This window comes from Hymenobacter terricola (assembly GCF_017921975.2).
Lineage (GTDB): Bacteria > Bacteroidota > Bacteroidia > Cytophagales > Hymenobacteraceae > Hymenobacter > Hymenobacter terricola.
In genome coordinates, this window is sequence record NZ_JAGEMO020000035.1 from 1 (window position 1) to 23,154 (window position 23,154).

The 23,154-nt window shown below is 60.9% G+C and carries 19 protein-coding genes and 3 pseudogenes; 14 read left to right on the forward strand and 8 right to left on the reverse strand.

Annotated elements, in window-relative coordinates; all coding sequences use genetic code 11:
* From J4G38_RS18895 to J4G38_RS18935, 10 genes and pseudogenes are all read left to right on the forward strand, one after another.
* Window positions 1–263 (forward strand): annotated as a pseudogene (locus J4G38_RS18895) (hypothetical protein); the annotation flags it as partial.
* A 227-nt stretch (window positions 264–490) separates the two neighbouring features.
* Window positions 491–565 (forward strand): annotated as a pseudogene (locus J4G38_RS29205) (ATP-dependent helicase HrpA); the annotation flags it as partial.
* Between the two features lie 34 nt (window positions 566–599).
* Window positions 600–701 (forward strand): annotated as a pseudogene (locus J4G38_RS29210) (hypothetical protein); the annotation flags it as partial.
* Window positions 702–845: 144 nt separating this feature from the next.
* Window positions 846–3,083, forward strand: a complete 2,238-nt coding sequence (gene recQ, locus J4G38_RS18905) for a DNA helicase RecQ (RefSeq protein WP_226163558.1) — start codon at window positions 846–848, stop codon at window positions 3,081–3,083.
* 89 nt (window positions 3,084–3,172) lie between these two features.
* A complete protein-coding gene (locus J4G38_RS18910; protein WP_210519038.1) occupies window positions 3,173–3,847 on the forward strand; it encodes a DUF2306 domain-containing protein in 675 nt (224 codons plus the stop codon).
* Window positions 3,844–4,791 carry a hypothetical protein gene (locus tag J4G38_RS18915; protein WP_210519036.1) on the forward strand — a complete coding sequence of 316 codons (948 nt, stop codon included), beginning with the start codon at window positions 3,844–3,846 and terminating at the stop codon, window positions 4,789–4,791. The genes J4G38_RS18910 and J4G38_RS18915 overlap by 4 nt, the downstream gene beginning before the upstream one ends.
* Before the next feature lie 15 nt (window positions 4,792–4,806).
* The gene (locus tag J4G38_RS18920; RefSeq protein WP_210519034.1) at window positions 4,807–5,616 is read left to right on the forward strand and encodes a hypothetical protein; all 810 of its coding nucleotides are present in this window, start codon (window positions 4,807–4,809) and stop codon (window positions 5,614–5,616) included.
* Between the two features lie 87 nt (window positions 5,617–5,703).
* The gene (locus J4G38_RS18925; protein WP_210519032.1) at window positions 5,704–6,507 is read left to right on the forward strand and encodes a hypothetical protein; all 804 of its coding nucleotides are present in this window, start codon (window positions 5,704–5,706) and stop codon (window positions 6,505–6,507) included.
* 116 nt (window positions 6,508–6,623) lie between these two features.
* Window positions 6,624–7,454, forward strand: coding sequence for a LexA family transcriptional regulator (locus J4G38_RS18930; protein WP_210519030.1), 831 nt, complete (start codon window positions 6,624–6,626; stop codon window positions 7,452–7,454).
* Window positions 7,455–7,583: 129 nt separating this feature from the next.
* The gene (locus J4G38_RS18935; RefSeq protein WP_210519028.1) at window positions 7,584–8,306 is read left to right on the forward strand and encodes a pirin family protein; all 723 of its coding nucleotides are present in this window, start codon (window positions 7,584–7,586) and stop codon (window positions 8,304–8,306) included.
* A gap of 159 nt (window positions 8,307–8,465) precedes the next feature.
* Here J4G38_RS18935 and J4G38_RS18940 read toward each other — a convergent pair whose 3' ends face one another.
* Complete coding sequence (locus J4G38_RS18940) at window positions 8,466–9,371, reverse strand: hypothetical protein (RefSeq protein WP_210519026.1); 906 nt, start codon at window positions 9,369–9,371, stop codon at window positions 8,466–8,468.
* Between the two features lie 210 nt (window positions 9,372–9,581).
* On the opposite strand from J4G38_RS18940, the gene J4G38_RS18945 reads away from it, so the two are divergent.
* Entirely contained in the window at window positions 9,582–10,586 is a 1,005-nt protein-coding gene (locus J4G38_RS18945) for a fasciclin domain-containing protein (RefSeq protein ID WP_210519024.1), read from the forward strand.
* 338 nt (window positions 10,587–10,924) lie between these two features.
* The gene (locus tag J4G38_RS18950) at window positions 10,925–12,331 is read left to right on the forward strand and encodes an alpha/beta fold hydrolase (RefSeq protein WP_210519022.1); all 1,407 of its coding nucleotides are present in this window, start codon (window positions 10,925–10,927) and stop codon (window positions 12,329–12,331) included.
* Between the two features lie 118 nt (window positions 12,332–12,449).
* Here the strand turns inward: J4G38_RS18950 and J4G38_RS18955 are convergent, their stop codons facing one another.
* The 7 genes from J4G38_RS18955 to J4G38_RS18985 all read right to left on the reverse strand — a co-directional run bounded on the left by J4G38_RS18955 (window position 12,450) and on the right by J4G38_RS18985 (window position 21,037).
* Window positions 12,450–14,300 (reverse strand): M2 family metallopeptidase, encoded by a 1,851-nt coding sequence (locus J4G38_RS18955; protein WP_210519020.1) that lies wholly within the window; start codon window positions 14,298–14,300, stop codon window positions 12,450–12,452.
* An 86-nt stretch (window positions 14,301–14,386) separates the two neighbouring features.
* Window positions 14,387–15,331: a M90 family metallopeptidase gene (locus J4G38_RS18960; RefSeq protein ID WP_210519018.1), complete on the reverse strand. Its 945-nt coding sequence runs from the start codon at window positions 15,329–15,331 to the stop codon at window positions 14,387–14,389.
* Window positions 15,332–15,367: 36 nt separating this feature from the next.
* Window positions 15,368–16,726 carry a hypothetical protein gene (locus J4G38_RS18965; protein ID WP_210519016.1) on the reverse strand — a complete coding sequence of 453 codons (1,359 nt, stop codon included), beginning with the start codon at window positions 16,724–16,726 and terminating at the stop codon, window positions 15,368–15,370.
* A 24-nt stretch (window positions 16,727–16,750) separates the two neighbouring features.
* Entirely contained in the window at window positions 16,751–17,077 is a 327-nt protein-coding gene (locus tag J4G38_RS18970; RefSeq protein ID WP_210519014.1) for a low molecular weight protein tyrosine phosphatase family protein, read from the reverse strand.
* Window positions 17,078–17,143: 66 nt separating this feature from the next.
* Window positions 17,144–18,595, reverse strand: a complete 1,452-nt coding sequence (locus J4G38_RS18975; protein ID WP_210519012.1) for a DEAD/DEAH box helicase — start codon at window positions 18,593–18,595, stop codon at window positions 17,144–17,146.
* Between the two features lie 75 nt (window positions 18,596–18,670).
* Window positions 18,671–19,081 carry a four helix bundle protein gene (locus J4G38_RS18980; protein ID WP_210519010.1) on the reverse strand — a complete coding sequence of 137 codons (411 nt, stop codon included), beginning with the start codon at window positions 19,079–19,081 and terminating at the stop codon, window positions 18,671–18,673.
* A 1,014-nt stretch (window positions 19,082–20,095) separates the two neighbouring features.
* Window positions 20,096–21,037, reverse strand: a complete 942-nt coding sequence (locus J4G38_RS18985) for a YihY/virulence factor BrkB family protein (protein WP_210519008.1) — start codon at window positions 21,035–21,037, stop codon at window positions 20,096–20,098.
* Window positions 21,038–21,143: 106 nt separating this feature from the next.
* Here J4G38_RS18985 and J4G38_RS18990 point away from each other — a divergent pair, with 106 nt between their 5' ends.
* Complete coding sequence (locus tag J4G38_RS18990; RefSeq protein WP_210519006.1) at window positions 21,144–21,704, forward strand: DUF2062 domain-containing protein; 561 nt, start codon at window positions 21,144–21,146, stop codon at window positions 21,702–21,704.
* Window positions 21,705–21,710: 6 nt separating this feature from the next.
* On the forward strand, window positions 21,711–23,096 hold the full coding sequence (locus tag J4G38_RS18995) for a DUF2254 domain-containing protein (protein ID WP_210519003.1): 1,386 nt from the start codon (window positions 21,711–21,713) through the stop codon (window positions 23,094–23,096).
* Window positions 23,097–23,154: the final 58 nt, after the last annotated feature.

The window sequence follows — 23,154 nt, forward strand, 5'->3', positions numbered from 1 at the left end:
CGCTGTATAAGTCGATTGGGGATTCGCTGAAGGCGAATTTCCAGGGCTACGATGCCTTTGTGTTCACCGGGAATCTGGAAGCGGCGAAGAGCATTGGGCTGAAGGCGGCGCGGCGGGTACCGCTGTTTAATGGGCCGATTGACTGCCGGCTGCTAAAGTATGAGCTGTATCGGGGGAGCCGGCGGGCGCCGTCACCTCACCCCCCGGCCCCCTCTCCTGCGGAGAGGGGGAGCCACGGCGGCGCGGATGTAGATTCAGAATAAAAAAATAACTGAAAAAAGTCGTCCGGCTTCCCCTCTCCGCAGGAGAGGGGGCCGGGGGGTGAGGTGATGGGGCCCGGCGTACCTTGGACCTCATCACCTCACCCCCAATTCCATCCGGCCCCGAAGACGTTGCCAACTTCGTGTTCACGACCGAAGTCCGGCCGTGGCGCAAGCATCTAAAGGAATTTGCCCGCCAGAACCGCCGCCAACCCACCGAGGCAGAAAATGTGCTTTGGCAGGCTTTGCGCAATACAAAGGTGGTTGCCCGCTTTCGTCGCCAGCACGCCATTGCAGGCTACATTGTTGATTTTTTCTGCACCAGAGCCTTCCTGACTATTGAACTCGACGGCGAAATTCACCTCACCCCCCGAACAAGCCGAATACGACCTCGGCCGTACCTTCACACTAACGGAATTAGGATACCGCGAACTGCGTTTCACCAACCAGCAAGTGCTAACCCGCTTAGACGAAGTCCTCGCCACCATCACCGAGAATCTACACCTTACCCCACTCCCCCAAAGCTCGTCTGGCTCCCCCTCTCCGCAGGAGAGGGGGCCGGGGGGTGAGGTTACCCCGCCCGATATGCCCGAACTAGCCCCCGCCCCGCAACTGACCGCCGCCCGCCAGGCCCTGAAACGCTACTACGGCTACGACAATTTCCGCCCCATGCAGGGCGACATCATCCAGCACATCCTCGCCGGCAAAGACACCGTCGTGCTCATGCCCACCGGCGGCGGCAAGTCGGTCTGCTTCCAGATTCCGGCCGTTGTTTCTGAGGGCACCTGCATCGTGGTTTCCCCCCTCATCGCCCTGATGAAGGACCAGGTGGAAGCCCTGAAAGCCAACGGCATTGCCGCCGCCTACATCAACAGCAGCGTGGGCCAGAGCGAGGCCAACGACATTGCCCGCGCCGCCACGGGTGGCTACCTCAAACTGCTCTACGTGAGCCCCGAGAAGCTGCTGTCCGACGGGTTTATGCAGTTTCTGAACCGGGTTAATATCAGCCTGTTTGCCATCGATGAGGCGCACTGCATTTCGAGCTGGGGCCATGACTTCCGGCCCGAATATACCCAGCTCGGCCAGCTGCGGACGCACTTCCCCAACACGCCCATCATCGCCCTCACGGCCACGGCCGACCGCCTCACCAAGCGCGACATCATCACCCAGCTCAATCTGCACGAGCCCCGGGTGTTCCTCTCCAGCTTCGACCGGCCCAACATCAACCTCAACGTGCGCCCCGGCCAGGACCGCGTGGGCTCGGTCATCGACTACATCGGCCGCCACCCCGAAGACCCCGGCATCATCTACTGCCTCTCGCGCAAAACCTGCGAGACGATTTCGGGCAAGCTCATTGCCAAAGGTATCAAGGCCGCGCACTACCACGCCGGCCTCACGCCCTTGCAGCGCGGCAAGGCCCAGGAAGCTTTCTTGCAGGATGATATTCAGGTGATTGTGGCCACCATCGCCTTCGGCATGGGCATCGACAAAAGCAACGTGCGCTGGGTAATGCACTACAATCTGCCCAAAAACATCGAGGGTTACTATCAGGAAATCGGCCGCGCTGGGCGCGATGGCGCGCCCAGCACCGCCATCCTGTTCTACAGCTTCGCCGACGTGATGCAGATGCGCGAGATGGTGACCAAGGACGTGCCCGCCCGCCAGGCCCAGCTCAACACCGCCAAGCTGGAACGGATGCAGCAGTTCGCGGAAGCCGCCAGCTGCCGCCGCAAAATCCTGCTCAACTACTTCTCCGAAACCCTGCCCCAGGACTGCGGCAACTGCGACATCTGCCGCAACCCGCCCACCACGTTCGACGGCACGCTCATTGCCCAAAAAGCCCTCTCCGCCGTGTTTCGCAGCCGGGAGAAAGTCGCTATTAATCTGCTGATTGACATCCTGCGCGGCATGCGCAACCAGGCCGTGCTGCAAGGCGGCTACGACCAGATAAAAACCTACGGCGCGGGCTCCGACCTGCCCTACCTCGACTGGTACAGCTACGTGCATCAGATGCTGAACGACGGCCTGTTCTACATCGCCTACGAGGAAGGCTACGCCCTGAAAATCACCGAGCGCGGCCACGAAGTACTGAAAGGCCAGCTTGCCCTGCCGCTCAAGAAGTTCCAGCCCGCCGAGAAGGCCGAGAAGCCCACCCGCGCCGGCAAAAAAGCCGCCAACGCCGCTGCCACCGCCGCCTTCGGCACCCCCGAAGCCCAGCTGTTCGACAAGCTGCGCAAGCTCCGCAAGCAGATTGCCGACGAGCAGGGCGTGCCGCCCTACGTGGTGTTCTCCGATGCCACACTCCAGGAAATGGCCGCCGAGCGCCCCGTGAGCCGCGTAGGGATGCTGGGCATCTCGGGCGTGGGCATGAAGAAATTCGAAACCTACGGCGAAAGCTTCATTCGCCTCATCCTGGAGCACGGCGGCGGTGGCCAGTACGTGCCTTCCGATTCGGATAATATGTTCAGCGAGCCGCGCCCCCGTATTGCCGCCGTAGCCACCGCCGACAAGCCCGTGAGCGACTCCGAGGACGCCACCATCCAGTTCCACCAGATGGGCCTCACTCCCGAGGATATTTCCGAGCGCCGCGGCCTGGCCCTGAGCACCGTGAAAACCCACCTCTACAACGCCTACGCCAAAGGCCGCGAGCTGCGCATCCACGATTTCGCCACCGATGCCGAGCTGGCCGAAATCTTCACCGCCCGCGCCCAGCTCGGCGGCGAGCCCACGCTCCGCGACCTGTTCGACCACCTGCGCGAGAAGTACGATTATTTCCAGCTGCGCATGGCCGCGCTGTACCACAAGCGGTTGCGCGGCCAGTAGCCGCCAACGCCAATAAATGAAGTGAGCCCGCCGTTAGCAACGGCGGGCTTTTTTATGCGTAGGTTTCCGTCCAGAACTGCCGCGCTTTTATGGTTAGAAAAATTCTCCTCGCCCTCACGGCCCTCGTCATCGCCGCTTTTGCGGGCCTGATGCTCACCAAAACGCTGCCTTACTACACCTTCGAAAAGGGCATCCACTTCCTCACCACCAAGAGCGACGAAACCAACGACAGCCCTGTGTTTCGGGTGGGGTTCTACGTGCACATCACCACCAGTTTGCTGGTGCTGGTGGCGGGGCTGCTCCAGTTTCTGCCGGTGCTGGCGCGGCGCGGGCCGGGGCTGCACCGGCAGCTGGGCAAGTTCTACATCATCGGGATATTAGCGCTGGCGGCCCCTTCGGGCCTCATTCTGGCGCACTTTGCCAATGGCGGGCTGGCCGCGCAGGTCGGCTTTTCGCTGCAATGTCTGGTGTGGTGGCTCTGTACCTGGCGCGCCTACCAGGCCGCCCGCCAGCGCCAGTGGAGCCTGCACGTCGACTGGATGCTGCGCTCCTACGCCGTGACGCTGGCCGCCCTGGCCCTGCGCGGCGAAAGCTACGTGATGTACTACGTGTTCGAAACCAAGCCGATTGAAACGTACCTGACGGTGACGTGGCTCTCGTGGGTGGGCAACTTGATTTTGATTGAAATCCTGCTGGAAGCGGGGTTGGGACGGTATTTTCTGCGGGAGTTTATGCCGGATTTGCGCAGTAAATTGGCGGTATGAAAAAAACTTTTTACCTGGTTGCGCCGGCGTTATTGGTGGTAGCCTGCCAGCAGCAGAAACCGGCTGCTATGGCAGCCTCAACGGTAGATACCGCTACTATGCCCCAACTTAAGGCCAGTGAGAAAGGATTGCCGGTGTTGTTCGCCGCCGCCGATACCCTGACCAAGCCCATGCGGCAGTTGCTGGGCAAATACGACCTTTCGAAGCTGTGGCAAGGTGACACCAAATACCGGCAGCAGGACCCAACGCTGCAAGGTTTCTTTGGTCCCGACCATTACCGATTTGCGCTGGCATTCACCAGTGTAACGCGTGATGAGCAGCATCCCGAAGTTTATCATGTGCAGGGCAAATGCCGTTATCGCAAGAACATCCGCCCGTTTGAAGGTACACTCACCGTGCGGCAAATCGCCGATTTGGATGCACCCTGGGACTATGACGAGTTTTTGCCTCAGTCGCAGGATTCGACACTGTCAGAAGCAGTGGCCGCTGATTCGAACGATGCCCAATACGAAAGAGCCCGCCGCCTTTCGCATCCCTATACGTTGCGCGCCGAGCTTCAACTTCAGGAGAAAATCGCCGATAACAGCGGCATTTTTCAGGGAGAAGCCATTCTCAATTTTCACGTCACCAGTCCTAAGCGGCTAGGTTACGTCACGGCTCCATTTGTGAATAAGGGTGCGCCCGCTAACGGAAGCGCCATGCTCCTGCACGGCTCACGCCGCAACTTGACTACCAAGCAGGTGAAGGCTTTTGTAGTGTCCGATGACGTATTTGCTGCCGCTCCCGAAGTGTATAAAGATTTCGGTATTGGTGACCGGGGCGGCGTAATCAACCCCAAATACGCCAAGCTGGGCTGGAACGAGCTATGGGAAAACGACGAATGGTGGGCCGACTCGCCCAAGCCCAACCTCAACCTCAACCTCAACCTCAACCTCAACCTGTAACGCTACCAAGCTTATATGAAAACTCTTTACCCGCTACTGCTAGTGGCCTTGTTTGCCGCCTGCCAGCATTCGGAGCCGGCCACTACCGGCGCTCCGGTGGCGGCAGCCCCGCTGGCCGTGCCCACTTCGGCCGATTCGCTCTCGCCCACCACGCTGGCCATGCTGCGGCAATACGACCTGGCCCCGCTCTGGGCCAACCGTACAGACGGCAAGGCGGCTCAATCGGCGATGGAGGGCTTTTACGGCGACACGCCCTACCGCATCTCGTTCTACTTCAGCCGCGTCGAGCGCGACCCGGCCCAGCCCAACCTGTTTCATGTAACGGGCCTCGACCGCTACAAAAAGGTTATCACGCCCTTCACCGGCACCATCACCGTGCGCGACATCGTTCCTTTCACCGATTCGATGTACGTAGATGCTCCCGATTCTACGGCCAGGGCTTTCACGGCGGTTAGCCGTTTTGTGTTGCGCGAAGACCCCGCTACCCGGGGCGCGGGCAGCTACGCGGGCGAGGCCCTGCTCGACTTTTATTACGATGCTCACCACCATCTTGACCAGGCTTCTGCTCTCGATGAGGATGCCAACCCGACCAAAGGTTCGGGACTGCTGTTTCGGGGTTCGCAGGTAAGTAATAAAACCGGCCATCGCCAGCCAATGGCCTTCGCCAATTTTTACGGGGCCGTCGTGCCCCAAGCGCTGAGCAAACTGGGCCTGGGGGACCGTAGCGAGGAAGTGAACCCCAACCTGGCCCGCTTTGGCTGGAATGAAGCCTGGGAGAACGACGAATGGTGGGCCAAATCACCCAAGCCCTCGCTCAGCCTCTGATACTAAAGCTGCCGCTCCAGCCGTTGAGAAAGAATAAGTGCCATCTAGCAATATAGCTGGCCTGAAAATCTTTTTTATTCCGGCTCCATGCGGTATTTTCTGCTTCTCACAGCGCCTGCGCTGCTTTTTGGTGCGCCCCAGCCTCAGCACCTGCCCGCACTCTCCGGCCCGGCCACCAGCCCGGCGGCTCCGCTGGCTGCCCCCGGCGCGGTGCTTTCCAACACCACCCGCCAGGCCCTGCTGGCCCGCACCAACCTGGGCCGGCTGTGGCAGCCCCAGCCCCAGGCCGGCCCCGAAGACGTGCTCAACGGCTGCTTTGGCTACGACGGGCGGCGGCTGGAGTTTGTGTTTACCAGCGTGCAGGCCGATGCCAAAAGCTCCGGCCGCTATCTCGTAGTGGGCAAGTTCCGCTGCTACGGCGATGTGACGCCGTTTCGGGGCAGCATCGAGTTGCAGCAGGTGCAGCGCCTGCCTGCCGAGGTGAAAGTGTACAGCGAAAACGAGGAATCCACCGCGCCCACGTACTGCGCCACCGGCGGCTTCGCCCTGCAAGCCACCAGTCACCACGGCCTGGGCGGGCAGTTCAGCGGTCGCATCGCGCTGGACTTTCAAATTAATCGCAGCCAGCGCGCCGTGCTTATGGAAAATACCACCAACCCCACTACCCGCAACGGCGGCCTGCTCTTCGACGGTGCCTGGCGCGAAGATGCCGCCGGCGAAACCGTGCCTACCGTCTGGAAACAGGGCCTTGCCGTGACCCGGCAGGTGCTTTCCCGCTTCGAAGTCGGCAGCCGCGACGTGGAAATCAATCCCAAATACGCCCGCGTGGGGTGGAATAATTTCTGGAAAAACGAAGAATGGTGGGTGGGAAAGCAACTAGCTCAACGCTAAAGTGGTGGGCAGAAAATTATTAGCTAAGTGAATTAGTAACTTCGCGCTTGCGTTGCTAACTTCACCAGCCGAATCCGCGTTGAAAGCAATGCTATTCCCGGCTGCTGCCTCCCCCGATGATTAATACCAACCTCAAGTTTTGCCGGCGCGAGCTCGCCCTCACGCAGGCCCAGATGGCCGAAAAGCTCGGCATCAAACGCTCCTTGGTGGGCGCCTACGAAGAAGGCCGCGCCGAGCCCCGCCTCGCCACGCTCGTCAATATGGCCCGCCTGTTCGGCATCACGCTCGACCAGCTGGTAACCACTGACTTTAGTAAAAAGAAGAACACCAAAATCATCGGCTCGCTGCCCGCGTCCGACCCGGCCGCGGCCGATGCCGACGACAACACCGACCCGCCCCCCACGCCCGCAGCCGGGGGCAAGCTCCGCGTCCTGGCCTTCACCGTGGACCGGGACCAGAACGAGAACATCGAGCTGGTGCCCCAGAAAGCCGCCGCCGGCTACCTCAACGGCTACGCCGACCGCGAGTACCTGGAGGTGCTGCCCAAGTTCCGGCTGCCCATGCTCACACAAACGGGGACGTACCGTGCCTTCGAAATCGCCGGCGATTCCATGCTGCCCATTGCCAGTGGCACTGTCATCGTGGGCCGCTACGTGGAGGAATGGACCAGCATCAAAGACGGCACGCCCTGCATTGTGGTGAGCAGCCGCGACGGCATTGTGTTCAAGCGCGTGTTCAACAAACTGCGCTCGGGAGCCATGTTCGTGCTGCATTCCGACAACCCGAATTTCTCGCCCTACGATATCAACGCAGACGATGTGCTCGAAATATGGGAAGCTAAAAGCTACATCAGCAGCACATTCCCGATTGCAGAGTTGTCGCTGGAGCGCGTGGCCAGCCTCGTCTTGGACTTGCAGCAGCAAGTGGCCCTGCTAAAAAAGGCGTAAGGTGTAGCCGCTTTTCGGCCTTGCACTAGCCCCTCCGTATTCCGGAGGGGCTTTTCTGTTGCAAAAGAGGCAAACCTCCGGGGCCACTGCCGCGTATGGGCTTCACCCCCTATTCACCTGTTCCGCCCTATGCTCAAGTACATTTCCGCCGCCGACCGCCACCACGCTGCCCCGGCCGCCTGGCTCAGCAGCTACTTTCTGTTTTCGTTTGCTGATTATTTTGACCGCGACAACATGCATTTCGGCCCGTTGCGCGTGTTCAACGACGACAACGTGGCCGCGCAGTCGGGCTTTCCGCAACACCCGCACTCCGAAATGGAAATTGTGACGCTGGTGCTGGATGGGGAAATCACGCATCAGGACACGATGGGCAACAAAACGACCATCAAAGCCGGCGAAGTACAGCGCATGACGGCCGGCACCGGCCTGGCGCATTCCGAGTTCAACCGTCAGGACAAGCCGCTGCACCTCTACCAGCTCTGGTTTATTCCCGGCCAAAAAGGACTGGCCCCCAGCTACGAGCAAAAAGACCTGGGTTTCACCACCGGAAACAAGAACGAGTTGGTTCCACTCGTTACGGGCCAGAAGGTGCTCGAAGACGTGGTATATATGAATTCCAACAGCACCGTCTATTGGTCTAATCTGAGCGAGGGAAAAGAAATTGAATTCAAGACTTTTCCTATTCGTCTAACTTTCATTTACGTGAAAGAAGGTTCTATTTTTGCCAACGGTACTGAGCTGGGACCCAACGACCAGGCTCGGATGACCGGCGATGATGTGGTGCAGATTCGCGCTTCCAAGGACGCACAATTTATTTTAATTGACCTGCCCGCTACCGAAGCTAATTATTAAGTTATTGATTGCTCGCTGTTAGTTCTCAGTATGTAGACAATGTATTGGCTAACAACGAGCAACTGCTTAAGTAGCGCTACTTATTGCGCATAAAAAAGCCGGATAATTTCCGGCTTTTTTATATTTAATTCAGGCAGAAATAATCTGCACTGAATTTTATTAAAAATTATAGGTTACACCTGCTGAGTAGCCCGTGGCTTTCCCAATATTGCGACCGGCTACGTAGGTGTTGGCGCCCAGGGTGAGCCCAAAACCGTTGGTGATGGGCCGGTAGGCACTGGCGCCCAGCCGAACGTAGTTGACGCGGGTAGACGGGAAGAACCCCTGAAAGCCGGTTTCCGAAATGTCGGTGCCGCCGTTTGATTCCTGGAAGGAAACCGAGCCCTCAACATACGTTTTGGGGCCGGCGTAGCCAACTTTGGCTTCGCCAATCAGGGCGTTGGGCACGAGGCCGGTGCGCAGGCTATAGCCAATTTGGCCGGTGGCGAACACGCCCGAGCTGGTTTTGAGGTGGGCCACGCCCGTGGCCGTGTATTTCGTGGCGCGGTTGCCGATGGCGATGATGTAGCCGTAGCCGGTATTCGTCTGGTAATTGCTGGCCGGGGTGCTGAAGCTCACCGTGCCCAGCAAGTCCAGAATGCTGCTGCCAATTTCGCGGGAAAACGACTTGAACTTGAGCAGGCCGGTGATGTCCTGCAGGCCTTGGCGAACGTTGGTGTAGCCCTGCGTGGAGTACAAGGCGCTCAGGTCGTTTATCACCGTGCCGTTGGCCTGGCCTTGCGATTGAATGTAGGGCAAGCTCAGAACCGCATCAATTTTATCGGTGATGCCATACGTGGCATAGAGGTTAAGGGAATTGACGCGCACTTCCTGAAAGATGGGGACGCCGTCGACCTTATCGGGGGCCAGATACACGTTGGTGTAGCTCTCGGAGGTGCCGGACACCACGACGGAACCGTGCTTTTTGCCCGCCATAAACCCGCTCACAAGGCCTTGGGCGTGAGTGGAGTGGACGGTGCTGATAAGTGAAAAAGTGGCAATAATCAGAGAGGAAACTTTTTTCATATTGTAGAAATAATCAAAGAAAGCCATTGGCTTTATGAGCAGTTGAACGAAAAAAAGAATGTTCAACACACCCTAACAATGCGCAATCTACGGTGCCGTTCGGGGTAACGGATTTACCTTAGCGCAATCCAACGCCTTTGAAAAACCGTTTATAGACAGTGATTTAAGGTGAGCATACGCTTCAGCCCGATAAAACCAATAAATTTCCCGATGAAAAATTTTTCCTCTTTGTATTCCGGCGTAGCGGCGTTGGGTTTGCTGCTACTAACGCTGAGCGGCTGTGCAAAAAATAAAGAAACTGACCCGTCCATTACCAACATTGCGGTAACGAACCCGGACTTTCAGACGTTGGAGGATGCGGCCATCCGCGGCGGAGTCGCTTATACCCTGGGTAACAAAAATGCGGCCGACCCGCAGGGCAATTTCACGGTGTTTGCGCCCACCAATGCGGCTTTCGCTCGCCTGGGGCTGAACTCGGCCCTGGACCTGACGGCCTTGCAGCCGTCTTTCCTGACGAATACCCTGCTGTACCACGTTTATAGCGGCACCCTGCCGGGCAGCGCGCTCACGCCGACCAGTGCCCCCTCGCCCTCGCTACTGGGGCCTACCCGCCGCATCATCCGTCGGGCCGATGGCAGCTTGTACGTGAACGGCTCGAAAATCCTGAGCACCGATGTAACGGCCGCCAATGGCCTCATTCATCCCATCGACAAAGTGTTGCTGGCCACCGGAGCCGACGTGCTGAACTCGGCCCTGGCCTTGCAGAGCGGTGGGGCTTTCGTGAAGCCGGAGCTGACGTTCCTGGTAGAAGCCGTGGTGTATTGCAACCTGCAGGCGGCTCTGACCGCCACGCCCGGCAGCCCGCAGCTAACCGTTTTTGCGCCAACCGACCAAGCCTTTAAAGACCTGGGCGTGTTGCTCAACGTCCCGCTCAACCAGCCCCGGGACATCCGGTTGCTGCCCGTGGCTACCGTTACGGCCGTGTTGCTTAACCACGTAATTATTGGCGGCACCCAGGGCGGAAAGTTTACTTCTGAGCTGCCCGGCGGCACGACCATTGCGGCGGCGGGCGGCCCCATCGCGCTGGGCACCTTCAGCAACGGGGTGCTGACGGCGAAAGGAAATGGCAACGCCACGCCGGCCAACATGGTGATTCCTGACGTGCAGTGCATCAACGGGGTGGTGCACGTAATTGACCGCGTATTGCTGCCTTAAGCCCTGATTGACTTATTGAAGCGTTTTATCGTACTGGAGGCGAAAATTTCTTGTCCAGCAGCGTAGAGGCAAGGCATTATTGCAAAATGGACATGTTGAAAACAATTACCCGCCTTGCGGGCATGTGGGGGCTTGTGGCTGGGCTGCTGCCGGGCCGGGCCAGCGGGCAGACGGGCACACCCGCGGCGGATGCAGTGGCCCGGCCAATTGTGCCGTCCGCGCCAGTTGCAACAGCGCCAGCCGCCGCGGCGCCGGCGGCCACGATGCCGGTTGCCCCACCGGCGGAGCCTAAGCTGGCAGGGATTTGGAAAGGCCCTTTGGCAATCCCCGGCGGGAGTGTGCCCATTCAAATTGTGATTATCCAGCCGGGAGTTAATAAGTTGATTGCGACGCTGGACCTGCCGGCAAAGCGCCTGAGCAGCATTCCGGCTTCCGTAACCATGCGGAACGATACGGTGGTGTTTTATGCGGCGCGGGCCGACTGCCGTTTCGCGTGCGTGCCCAGTGCCGACGGCAAAGAATTACGCGGGACCTGGGTGCAGCCCGGCCTGCGGGTGCCGCTCATCCTGCGCCGGTTTGTGGAGGGAGCCGCGCCGGTATTGGCCAACGGCCAGGCGGGGACGGCAAAGGTCACTACTTACCACATCGAGGCGGTGACTCTTACTAGCCAGCCGGGCAACGTGCCGTTGGCCGGCACGCTCAGCATTCCCGATGGCCCCGGCCCGTTTCCGGCCGCGGTGCTGCTCTCCGATATGGGCAGCCAGGACCGCGACGAGCGGCAGGGCAACTACCGGCTGTTTGCCGATATCGCGTCGACGTTGGCCCGGCAGGGCATTGCCGTGCTCCGCCTCGATGACCGCGGCGTGGGCCAGTCGGGCGGCGGCGGCAGCTTGATTACCACGGCCGGCCTCGTGAAAGATGCCGAAGCCGGCTTGAGCTTTCTGCGCTTGCGGCCCAGCATCGACCCCGCCCGCACGGGGCTAATCGGGCATGGCGAAGGCGGCAACGTGGCGCTGCTGGCGGCGGCCCAGCCCGTGCCGCCCAGCTTTGTGGTGGCGCTGGCGGCCTCGGGACTACCGGGAGCCGAGTTGCTGGCCAACCAGGCCGAGCCCGTGGCGAACCCCGCCGATACCGCTCAAGTGGGGGCGGCCCGCCGCCAGGCCTGGGCCGACGTGCTGAGCAAAGCCGCCAAGCTGCGCGCCAGCGGCTCGAATGCGGCCCAGGTGGAAACCTACGTGGCCCAGCAGCGCCAGAAAATCAAAGCCGGGGAACGGAAGCAGGTGGAAGGCACACTGAAATTTCGGCGGACCATGCTGGGCATTGTGCAGCAAACCCCCAGCGACGACCAGGCCCAGGCCATTGTGGTGAATATGCTGCGCCAGCGCTACCCCGGCCAGGACCCCGCCCTCGCCCGTTCCCGCGCCGAGCAGCTCATCACGCCCTGGTACCGCTACTACCTGAAATTTGACCCCCAATTGGGGCTGGCCGATGTGCAGTGCCCGGTGCTGCTGCTCAACGGCACCGACGACGCCGAGGTAAACGCCGCAGCCAACCTCTCGGCCCTCGAAAAAGGCCTCAAAGGCAATAAGCGCGTGACCGCGCGCCGCCTGCCGGGCATCAACCACTGGTTTCAGACGCCGGCTGCTGAGCGCCTGGCCGCAGCAGATGGCACCGTGGACCCGGTGGTGGCGCCCGTGTTGCTGGACACCGTGCGGGATTGGGTGCTCAAGGTTGGTGATTTATAAGAACCACGGGCGCCTTGGTATTGCTTACGGAGCAAAAAACCCATTCGGGACGTGAGAATAGCTTGTTCTTACGTCCCGAATGGGTTTCAAAAAGCCCCAAATGCTTGTTGGCAATTCACTACATCGTGTATTTCCGGCCCTTGTTCTGCTTTTGCAGGTAGGCCATCAGCGGCTGAAAGTAGTCAATCATGGCGCGGGCGGACAGGTCCTCGCCGGTTTTTTCCTTCAGCACCACGCGCCAGTCGCGGCTGGAGCCGGGGCGCATGATGTCGCGCAGGAAGTTGCCCACTTCCTTGTTGCCGTAGTAGTTGGTGGCGTGCGGGTCCTGGTGCAGAATGTTCCGGGCGATGTGGTCGTGCAGCTGGAACAGGATGACGTAGCTCAGGGCGTAGTCGTAGTACTGGGCGGGGTCGTCGTTGATGTGGGTTTTGGTGGCGGGGTCGAGGTAGTTTTCGCCGCGTGCAGTGGGGGGCACCATGCCCTGGTACTGCTTGCAGAGCGCCCACCACCTGGCGTTGAGCTGGTCGGCGGGCAGCTTTTCGGCGTAGAAACTGTTTTCCCACTCGCTCATCACGCCCGAGGCAAATGGGATGAACACCACGTAGCTCAGCGCTTCTTTGAGCAGCTGCTGGGTCTGGTCGGTTTGGGTTTTGGGGTCAATCAGGCCCAGGCCGGCCAGGAAAGGCTTCTGCTTGGCAGCCAGGCCCATCATCGAGCCGAGGGCTTCGTGGTAGGCACGGTTGGCCCCCTGACGCAGCAGCGGCGGCGCGTCGGGATTGGAGTAGGTTTGGTAGTAGAAAATGTGGCCCAGCTCGTGGTGGGCGGTTTCGTACCACTCGGTGTTGGCCTCCACGCTCATCAGGCTGCGCAGGTCGTTGTTCAGGTCGATGTGCCAGGCCGAGGCGTGGTTGTTCTTCTTGTAAGTCGCGTCTTTGGGCAACGGGTACAGGCTGCTTTTCTCATAGAATGAGGCCGGCAGGGCCGGGAAGCCCAGGCTCTGGTAAAACCGCTCGGCCTGCTGCACCTGCCATTCGGGGCCTTTTTTGGCCAGCACGGCATCGAGGTTCAGGCCTTCCACGTCCACCATCGAGCCCCAGTCCTGGCCCCAGCGGTTGGGCAGCCAGTGGGCGGGCAGGTAGTCGGGCACCTGCTTCACCTTATATTTTTTGGCCAGCTCGTAGCGGGCGTAAGTGTGCAGCTCGCGGTAGAGGGGTCGCAGCTCGGTGTTGATTTTACGCACCAGGGCCATCATTTCGTCTCGCGTCAGGCCGTAGTCGCTGGCCTGGTACGTGAAGTAGTCGGGATAGCCGAGGGCCTGCACAGTCTGGTTGCGCAGGTCGCGCAGGTTCAGGAGGCCGTCTTTCAGAGTGGGGCCGATGGCTTTGCTGGCTTCCCAGATTTGCTGGCGCCTGGCGGGGTTGATTTCCTTGCGCAGCAGCTCGTCGAGGTCGTTGGTCGTGACGGATTTGCCGGCGTATTTGTAGTCGAAGCCGTAGAGCTTTTCGGTCTGCGCGGCTTCGGCCGCAATGCGGCGCTTCACCACGTCGGCCACCGTTTGCGGGTTGTTGGCGGCGTTGTAGAGGGCCGTTTCCAACTGCTTGGTCTGGATAGCGGTGAGGTCGGCTTTGTGGGCCAGCAGCTCCCGTTCCTGCCGGATATTGCCGGCGCTGCCGGTGAAGGCGGCCATGCGCTGGTTGGCGCGGGTGGTGGCCCCGGCATTGGTGGTGTCGCCGGCCACGATGTGCGTGTTCGAGCGCCACTCGGCTTCGCTGGAAGCCGTGTAGAGGCGCACGTATTCAGCGTTGTAGCCGGTCAGGAATTGCTCGGCCTGGGCGCGGTAGTCGGGCGGGGCGGGCGCGGCTGGCGGCGTGGGCGTGGCGGCCGGAGTGGTGGCAACAGGAGCTTTTGCGGTGGGCGCGCAGGCCGCCAGCGAAGCCGCGGCCAGCAGGGGAAGCAGATGCTTTTTCATCCGGCAAAGAAACGCAGCGCGAGGCTGCGCGAGGTTAAAAGAAGTTTCGCGGGGTTGACGTTCCCGCAAACCTTGTGAAACCTCTTTTAACCTTGCGAAACCTCGCGCTCCAGATGACAGTCTTTGTACTTCTTGCCGCTCGCGCAGGGGCACGGGTCGTTGCGGCCGAATCTGCGGCGGCCGCGCAGGGTTTTCAGCCACTCGCGCGGGTCGGTGGCAAAGCTGAGGAAGCGTTTTTTGGGGTTCTGGCGAAAGGCGCGGCTGAGCAGCTCGTACAGCTCGGGGTGGTGCTCCTGGAGCTTCTCGGGCTTTTCGAAGAAGTATTCGGTGACCACGGCAAAGAATTCGGCCTCGTTGGTGCCCGCGTAGGGGTTGATTTCGGATTTTCCGGCCCGGATGGCGTCAATTTCGCGCTGCATCACCACGGCCCACGGGTGCAGGAGCTCCGGTGGCAGGGCGGCTTTGGGCAGGCCGTCAATTACGCCATCGGCCACGTCCAGCAGGTGCGCAAACTCGTGGATGCCCACGTTCTGGCGGTCCATCCCGTCGCGGAAGCCCTGTTCGAGCGAGGCCTTGGACAGGCGCATGTAGTGCTGGTTCTGGAAGCCCTGCACCGAGCCCAGGAGCGTGCCTTCCAGGGGGGTGACTTCCTTGGTGGGGTCGTTGTTCTGCTGCCAGGCATCGGGCACGATGAGGACTTCGCCCAGGTTACGGTACTCCCAGTCCGGAAAGCCAAATACCGGAATCAGAGCCGAAGCCGCCACCAGCAGGCGCGTGGTGTCATCCACTTCCGTTTGCACGCCGGTGATGCGCGTGCTGGCCAGAAAAACCTGCGCCTGCTGCTCGAACCGCGCTTTTTCCGGCTCGGTGAGCGCGAGGTAAAAGGCCACGCGCTCGGCCAGAATCTGCCGCCAGGCGGCCGGAAATGCTTCGGCCAACGCGGCGGTGCGGCGGCGCGAATCAGCCGTGGCGTATTGATAAAAGGCGTACAGGATGGCCACCAGCACGGCCAGGGAAATGAGGTAGGGCATGGCCCGGTTTAACGCAAGCGGCCGGGGGGAGTTGGGTTACTGCTTCGCGGTTGGCCCGGACTTGCCTGCGTCGGGGTTGCGGCCCAGGCGGTAGCTCACGCCCAGCCGGGCCGCGAAGTTGGTGCCAAAAAACACCGCGCCCGCGAACTGGGCACTGCTTTGTAACGTGCTGTTGGGGCTGCTGTTGCTATCGGTATCACTGCTGAAATACAGCTGTCCATCGAGGCTAAGCGTGAGGCGCTGCCGGCGCCAGCCCAGGCCGATGTTGGGCAATAGCGTTGGGGAGGCGTAGTATAGTTCGTCGCGGGTGAGGGTGCCCAGCGGCCCGGTGGTGGCGATGGTGCTGGGGCTCCTGGCAAAATTCAACTCGTAGCCAAAGCTGAAGAGCAGCTGCTGCTCGTGGGGCAGCGGCACGAAGTAGCGTACCCCAAGGCGCGCCGTGGCCAGCCACGCGCTGTACTCGACGGTATTGTACCTGCCCGTGCCCGCATTGGCATCATAGCCCAGGTAGTGCGACCCCAGGCTGTGAAACCTGCTCAGGCCCAGCTCGCCATACAGGGCGAAGGCCCGGCCCGGCTGCAGCAGCTCCGCGTAGAGGCCCGCAAACGGATGGGCCTGGCAATCGACGCAATCTCCCGGCAGCCCCCGGGTATTGCCTTCGATGCGGTTGTAGCGCACGCCAGCCAGCGCCCCGCCCTGGAAAGCCACCCGACGGCGGGGCGCGGCCTGGGCCAGCAGGTTGCGGCCCCGCTGCTGGAGCGGGCCGCAGCTGGAATTGTAGGCCATCACCACCTCGGCCAGCCCCTTGGCCGTAAAAGGAGCCTTTTGCGAAGCACCGTAGGCGGCGGGGCATGGCCCAAAGTACACCCCCAACTGGCCCCGGTAGTTGTTGCCATCGGTCAGCAGCCAGGCATGGTCCACGGTTTGGCGCAGGTACTTGCGTGCGCTCAGGTCGAGCGGGGGGCGGCCGGGGCTGAGCAGCACGTAGTGCACGGTCTTGTCGAAAGGAGCCACCCGAACCAGCGTGACGGCTCCTTCCACCAACACTTCAGCCAGCAGCGAGTCGACGTGGACATCGGGGCGGTTTTCGTAGGGCAGGTTGCCCACTTTGTCCTGGGCGGCATGGTCAATGGGCAGGCCTTCGTAGCGAAATTCCCGCCCTTTCGTGAAACGCACGGCCCGCAGCTGCTGAGGCTTGAACAATTGGCTGGGGCTGTCCGGCGCGGGGCGGAAGTGGATGAACGGGGGCGGCTCTACCCAAAAGCTGTTTTCGATTTCACCCCGTAAGGTGTCGCCGTTGCTGCGCACCAGCAGGCCCGGTTCGTACGCCTGGGCCTGGGTTTGAAAAGTGTAAAGGGCAAAAGCCGCTGAAAGAGCAAGTAGACGTAGCCGCATTAAGAAACCGGTAGAATGGAACCGCTAAAGTAGTGGCAAATGCGCTACCAGTTTCTGCCGCAGCAGGGCAATGAGCTGGCTGTCGCCAAACGGATATTTATCAGGAATGCGGAGCACCACGAGCGTTTTACCGATGAACTCACCCGCAAACTTCTCGCGCAGCCGGTCGGCGTGGCGGCGCTCCATTACAAAAATGATTTCGGCCCAACCCAGGTGCCCGGCCGTGACGCGCACCCTGGCCCCCGGCTCGGTCCCGGCCGAGCGGGCCTCGTAGTGCGGGTTGCCGTCGAAGAGCCGCTCGGCGGTGGGGCTGCGCCACTTGTTCTGGCTGCAAACGAAGAGGATTCTCAATTGGGGGAATAAAAGGACGTCATGCCGAGCGGAGCCGAGGCATGACGTCCTAACCGGATTGTGAGGCTACCGAATCAAGGCCACTTTCACCTTCTTGCCTTTCACTTTGGCGCCTTGCATGCGGGCCAATACTTCCTCGGCCTGGGCTTCGGGCACGGCCACGAAGCTGTGGTGGTCGAACACCTCGATGCGGCCCACGGCGTCGCGTTCCATGCCGCCCACGCTCACAAAAGCCCCGGCCAGGTCGCCCCGGCTGATTTTCTCGCTCTTGCCCGCCGAAACGTGGAGCGTGACGGTGCTGGGGCGCGGCAGTTTGGGGAGGGCATCGGGGAGGGCAGGGGGGCGCAGGCCGGCCCACTGCACGTTTTTGGCGGAGGGCCAGTTCAGCAGCTTTTGCTGCTCGTAGGGCGTGGCGATGAGGTGCGCGGTGCCCACGGCGCCGGCGCGGGCCGTGCGGCCGGAGCGGTGCTGGAAGGTGTCGGCCTGGTCGGGCATGTCGTACTGCACCACGGTGTCGAGCTCGTTCACGTCGAGGCCGCGGGCAGCCACGTCGGTGGCCACCAGCACGGTGGCCGAGCCGTTGCGCAGCTTCATCATGGACTTGTCGCGCTCGGGCTGGAGCATTTTGCCGTGCAGGGCTTCGGCGGCCAGGCCGCGGCCTTTGAGGAAGCGGGTGAGCTCTTCCACCCGGTCGCGGGTGTTGGCAAATACCAGCGAGCGGCCCGCGTCGGGCTGCGTGATGAGGTGGTAGAGGGCGGCGGGCTTCTGGTCGGCGGCGCTCACGATGTGGCCGCGCAGCACCAGGCTTTCGGGCAGGGTGCTGGCGTTGGAGCCGCCGGCGTTCATCACGCGGGGCTTGGTGAGGTATTCGCGCACCAGGTTCAGCACCTTATCGGGCATGGTGGCCGAGAACAGCAGCGTCTGGCGGCGCACCGGCAGCCGGCTGATGATGGTGGCCATCTCCTCCTGGAAGCCCAGCTCCAGCAGCTTGTCGGCCTCGTCCAGCACCAGCACTTTCAGGCGGTTCGGGACGATGGTGCGGCGCTCCAGGTGGTCGAGCATGCGGCCGGGCGTGGCCACCACAATTTGCGGGGTTTGCTGCAGGCCCTTCACTTCGTCGCGCATGGCGTGGCCGCCGTAGTAGCCGGCCACGCGCAGGTTGGGCACGTGCTTGCCGAGGCGCTGCAGGGCGTCGCGCACCTGCATCACCAGCTCGCGGGCGGGCACCAGCACAATGGCCTGCACCGTGGCGGAAGTGGGGTCGACCTGCTGCAGCACGGCCAGGCCGTAAGCAGCGGTTTTGCCCGAGCCCGTGGGAGCCTGGCCGGCCACGTCCTGCCCCTCAAGGGCGGGGGCCAGCACCAGCTGCTGCACAGCGGTGGGCTGGGTGAAATTCAGCTCCGCGATGCCCGCCAGCAGGGCGGGGGAGAGGGCGAAATCAGCGAATTGGAGGTCGGGCTTGGGCGCGAAAGGGGCGGCGGCAGCGGCGCCGGCAGCGGAGGTATCAGGAGTTTGCACGGGGCAAAGGTAGTTTAGTTGTTGGTCGCTGGTTTTTGGTTGCTAGTTTTCAGGGGGTTGATAGTTGGTTGATTGTTAATTTTCAGGGTAATAAGCCAAAGCATCTTCAGCTGCCTGAGATGGGCCGGGCAGGTTGCGGTAGTACCGAATGAAGCCATGTAACAGTTTCTTGCATTCAGTTACCGCACCTAAGGATTCGTGCAGGTCTTGTTCGCTGATGTAGCCTAAGTCAGGGGCGAGGTAAAGCTGTGTTTCTACTTCGAATAATGAGCCCCGGGCAATAAATAAAAACCGAATTATATCCGGTGTCTGTTGGCGGCCGCATCCTTCCGCAATATTTGAAGGAACCGAAACAGCCGCTCGTCGAATCTGGCTGGTCAGGCCAAATAACTCGTCTTTCGGAAATAGTCTGGTCAGTGCATAAACCTGTTTTGCCAAGTGCCGACTTTTTAGCCAAACGCTCAAATCAGTATAAGACCTTTCCATAATAAAAATCTAAAATTGCGCTACCAACCAATAACTACCAACCAATAACTACCAACCAATAACTACCAACCAATAACTACCAACCAATAACTACCAACCAATAACTACCAACCAATAACTACCAACCAATAACTACCAACCAATAACTACCAACCAATAACTACCAACCAATAACTACCAACCAATAACTACCAACCAATAACTACCAACCAATAACTACCAACCAATAACTACCAACCAATAACTACCAACCAATAACTACCAACCAATAACTACCAACCAATAACTACCAACCAATAACTACCAACCAATAACTACCAACCAATAACTACCAACCAATAACTACCAACCAATAACTACCAACCAATAACTACCAACCAATAACTACCAACCAATAACTACCAACCAATAACTACCAACCAATAACTACCAACCAATAACTACCAACCAATAACTACCAACCAATAACTACCAACCAATAACTACCAACCAATAACTACCAACCAATAACTACCAACCAATAACTACCAACCAATAACTACCAACCAATAACTACCAACCAATAACTACCAACCAATAACTACCAACCAATAACTACCAACCAATAACTACCAACCAATAACTACCAACCAATAACTACCAACCAATAACTACCAACCAATAACTACCAACCAATAACTACCAACCAATAACTACCAACCAATAACTACCAACCAATAACTACCAACCAATAACTACCAACCAATAACTACCAACCAATAACTACCAACCAATAACTACCAACCAATAACTACCAACCAATAACTACCAACCAATAACTACCAACCAATAACTACCAACCAATAACTACCAACCAATAACTACCAACCAATAACTACCAACCAATAACTACCAACCAATAACTACCAACCAATAACTACCAACCAATAACTACCAACCAATAACTACCAACCAATAACTACCAACCAATAACTACCAACCAATAACTGCCAACCAATAACTGCCAACCAATAACTAAACTTCCTCGTCCACATTCACCAGCCGGTAGCGCACGGCCGTTTTCTTGGGCCGAATATCCAGCCCGATGCGGTGGGCATAGGCTTTGGTGAACGCGGCCCCGAAGTAGAATATCATGGCGCAGTAGAACACGAACAGCAGCACCAGCACCAGGCTGGAAGCCGGGCCGTACACCGGGCCCAAATCGCGCGCTACCAGCAGCTGGCCCAGCACCACTTCGCCCAGGCTGATGAGCAGGGCCGTGAGCGCCGCCCCGCGCGTGACGGCCCGCCAGGGTACTTTGGCCAGGCTCAGGGTGCGGAAGGTGATGCCGAACCAGGCCGCCAGAATGAGCCAGGCCATCACCGCATTCAGGCCGCGCACCACGTAATAGGTAAAGGTGGCGTCGAAATCGCGGATGCTTTCGGCAAACAGGCCCAGGGCGGCATCGGTACCAAACGCCAGGAGAGAGAGCACCGCCGTGGCCAGCAGGATGCCAAGGGAGCGCACCCGCTCGCGCATGGCCTGCGCCAGCTGGCCGGTGCCGCGCTTCGGCCGGATTTGCCAGAGCTGGTTGAGCGAGTGCTGAATGATGGTGAACAGCGTGGTGGCCACGAACACCAGAAACGCGAAACCGGCCCACGTCACCAGCCGGCTGCGCATGGGGTCGGCCACGTTCATCACAATCTGCGACACCAGCCCGGCCGCGGGAGCGCCCACCAGGTTGCTGATTTTGCCCAGCAGCAGCACCCGCACCATGGAGGTGGAATAGAGCGAGCTGAGCAGCTCGATGAGGATGATGAGGATGGGCGGCAGCGCAAACGACGTGAAAAACGCCGTGGCCGCGCCCAGCCGCAGCGGGTCGTTGGCACCCAGCTCGCGGCCGGCGCGGTGCAGCAGAATGGGCAGCTCGCGCCACCAGGGGCCGGGCAGCTCGGCCGGAGAACCTAACTTTGTCATAACGCCCAAAAGGCAACATTTTGGGGCGCAGCCGTAAGAAGGCTGCCCCTTCAGCGAAGGTAAGCGCTGCCCGGGTGGCCCGGGCGTGGTCCCGTCAATTTTCTGTATGTCGCCTCCCGAACTGCCGCCCTTGTCCGCAACCGAACCCCCGGCTGCCCCCGCGCACTCCTGGTTCCGCCGCCGGGTGCTCGACCCCTTTCTGAGCCTGCTCAAAGCCGGCCTTTCGCCCGAAAAGCTGGCCCTGACCATGAGCCTGGGCGTGGCGTTTGGCCTGGTGCCCACGTTCGGCGTCACCACGGTGATAAGCGCCGCCGTGGCCCTGCGCCTGCGCCTCAACGTGGCCGCGATGCAGCTGGCGGCCCACCTCATGAGCGCGTTTCAGCTGGCGCTGCTCATTCCGTTCCTGCGCGGCGGGGCCATTATCATGGGCCAGGGCGATAAAGTGGCGCACCTCACGGTGAAAAGCATCCGCTACCTCATCCACCGCGAAGGCTGGGGCGCGGCCGGCAAGCTGCTGTGGCGGGCCGAGCTGGGGGCCTTGCTGATTTGGGTTGTGGCCGCCATTCCACTCGTTACCGTAATTTATTTCGTGCTGCGGGCCGTGTTTCGTCGCGTGCTGGCCAAGCAAGGGCAGGAGATGCCCGAAACAGTGGAAGTACAGTCGTAGCGCCTCATGCCCCAGCCCTCGCCGCCCGTGCGCCCGTCGCTCCCGTTCTATCTCCAGCAGCTGCAGCAGCCGCTGCGCGAGGCGCTGTGGGTGGTGCCGGCCCTGATGGTGCTGGCCTCGTTCGGGCTGGCCTACGGGGCCATTTCCTTCGACCAGGGCAACAGCCTGCACGGCACCCGCCGGCTGCCGCTGCTCTTTGGCATTGATGCGGGCGGGGCCAGTGGCATGCTTTCGGCCATTGCGGGCTCCATGCTCACGGTGGCGGCGCTCACGTTTTCGCTGCTGCTGGCGGCACTGGCGCAGGTCAGCAACCAGTATTCGCCGCGGGCGCTGCGCAATTTCATGCGCGACCGGGTGACCCAGGTGGTGCTGGGCTACTTCGTGAGCGTGTTCACCTACTCGCTCGTGGTGCTGGGCACCATCCGCACGGGCGAGGGCGGCCACCGGGCCGCGCTGCTGCAGTTTGTGCCCACCACGGCCGTGCTGCTGGGCCTGGTGCTGGCGCTGGGCGGCGTGGGCGCGCTGGTATATTTCGTGCACCACGTAGCCGAAGCCCTGCAAACCGGCACCCTTGTGCGCCACATCACCCTCGAAACCCAGGCGGCCATTGAGGAGCTGTTTCCGCACCGCTTCGGCCAGGCCGTGCCCGAGGCCGGGCAGGCCGCCGCCCGCGCTTTCGTGGCCCGGCATGGCTGGCACCCCGTGCCGTCCGATACGGCGGGCTACCTCCAGCGCATCGACACCGTGGGCTTGCTGAGCTGGGCCCGCCACCACCGCACGGTGTTGCGCCTCGAGGTGCCAATGGGGGCTTTTGTGGGCGAGGGCCAGTCCCTGTTCAGCGTGCGCGCGGGCATGGACCACCCCGCGGCCGCCGACGATGCTCCCGCCGACTGGCCCGACGACCTGATGCGCTACGTGAGCATCGGCCGGCATCGCAACCCGGCCCAGGACGTGGCCTTCGGGGTGCAGCAGCTGGTCGATATTGCCCTCAAAGCCCTGTCGCCCGCCGTGAACGACACCACCACCGCCGTCATGGCCGTTGATTACCTGGGCGAGCTGGGCGGGCGCCTGGCCCGGCGCGAGTTTCCCACCCCGCTGCGCTCCGACGGCGAGCAATTGCGCGTGCTGGTCATCGTGCCCGGCTTCGATGACTACATCCGTTTGGCGTTCGACCTGGTGCGCGCCAATGCCCTCACTAACCCGGCCGTGCTGCGTCGCCTGCTGCGTGCCCTGGCCCTCATTGCCGGGCAGGTGCGTTCTGCCGACCGCCGCCCCGTGCTGCGCGAGCAGGCCGAGCTGGTGCTGGCCGGCGCCCGCATCGCCCTGCCTTCCGACTACGAGCGCCGCCAGGTGGAAGCTGCTTATAATGAGCTGAGCGCGGCCTGGCTGTAAGGGCCTGGCTCGCCCGGCGTCCAACCTTCGGCTTCGTTACTTTTGGGGGCCCGCCCGC

Bases quoted from the DNA above. Each gene is read 5' to 3' on its own strand.
- recQ (WP_226163558.1), top strand. From the start codon at position 846: ATGCCCGAACTAGCCCCCGCCCCGCAACTGACCGCCGCCCGCCAGGCC.
- J4G38_RS18925 (WP_210519032.1), top strand. From the start codon at position 5,704: ATGCGGTATTTTCTGCTTCTCACAGCGCCTGCGCTGCTTTTTGGTGCG.
- J4G38_RS18945 (WP_210519024.1), top strand. From the start codon at position 9,582: ATGAAAAATTTTTCCTCTTTGTATTCCGGCGTAGCGGCGTTGGGTTTG.
- J4G38_RS18935 (WP_210519028.1), top strand. From the start codon at position 7,584: ATGCTCAAGTACATTTCCGCCGCCGACCGCCACCACGCTGCCCCGGCC.
- J4G38_RS18955 (WP_210519020.1), bottom strand. From the start codon at position 14,300: ATGAAAAAGCATCTGCTTCCCCTGCTGGCCGCGGCTTCGCTGGCGGCC.
- J4G38_RS18995 (WP_210519003.1), top strand. From the start codon at position 21,711: ATGCCCCAGCCCTCGCCGCCCGTGCGCCCGTCGCTCCCGTTCTATCTC.
- J4G38_RS18930 (WP_210519030.1), top strand. From the start codon at position 6,624: ATGATTAATACCAACCTCAAGTTTTGCCGGCGCGAGCTCGCCCTCACG.
- J4G38_RS18990 (WP_210519006.1), top strand. From the start codon at position 21,144: ATGTCGCCTCCCGAACTGCCGCCCTTGTCCGCAACCGAACCCCCGGCT.
- J4G38_RS18980 (WP_210519010.1), bottom strand. From the start codon at position 19,081: ATGGAAAGGTCTTATACTGATTTGAGCGTTTGGCTAAAAAGTCGGCAC.
- J4G38_RS18920 (WP_210519034.1), top strand. From the start codon at position 4,807: ATGAAAACTCTTTACCCGCTACTGCTAGTGGCCTTGTTTGCCGCCTGC.
- J4G38_RS18910 (WP_210519038.1), top strand. From the start codon at position 3,173: ATGGTTAGAAAAATTCTCCTCGCCCTCACGGCCCTCGTCATCGCCGCT.
- J4G38_RS18940 (WP_210519026.1), bottom strand. From the start codon at position 9,371: ATGAAAAAAGTTTCCTCTCTGATTATTGCCACTTTTTCACTTATCAGC.
- J4G38_RS18960 (WP_210519018.1), bottom strand. From the start codon at position 15,331: ATGCCCTACCTCATTTCCCTGGCCGTGCTGGTGGCCATCCTGTACGCC.
- J4G38_RS18915 (WP_210519036.1), top strand. From the start codon at position 3,844: ATGAAAAAAACTTTTTACCTGGTTGCGCCGGCGTTATTGGTGGTAGCC.
- J4G38_RS18985 (WP_210519008.1), bottom strand. From the start codon at position 21,037: ATGACAAAGTTAGGTTCTCCGGCCGAGCTGCCCGGCCCCTGGTGGCGC.
- J4G38_RS18965 (WP_210519016.1), bottom strand. From the start codon at position 16,726: ATGCGGCTACGTCTACTTGCTCTTTCAGCGGCTTTTGCCCTTTACACT.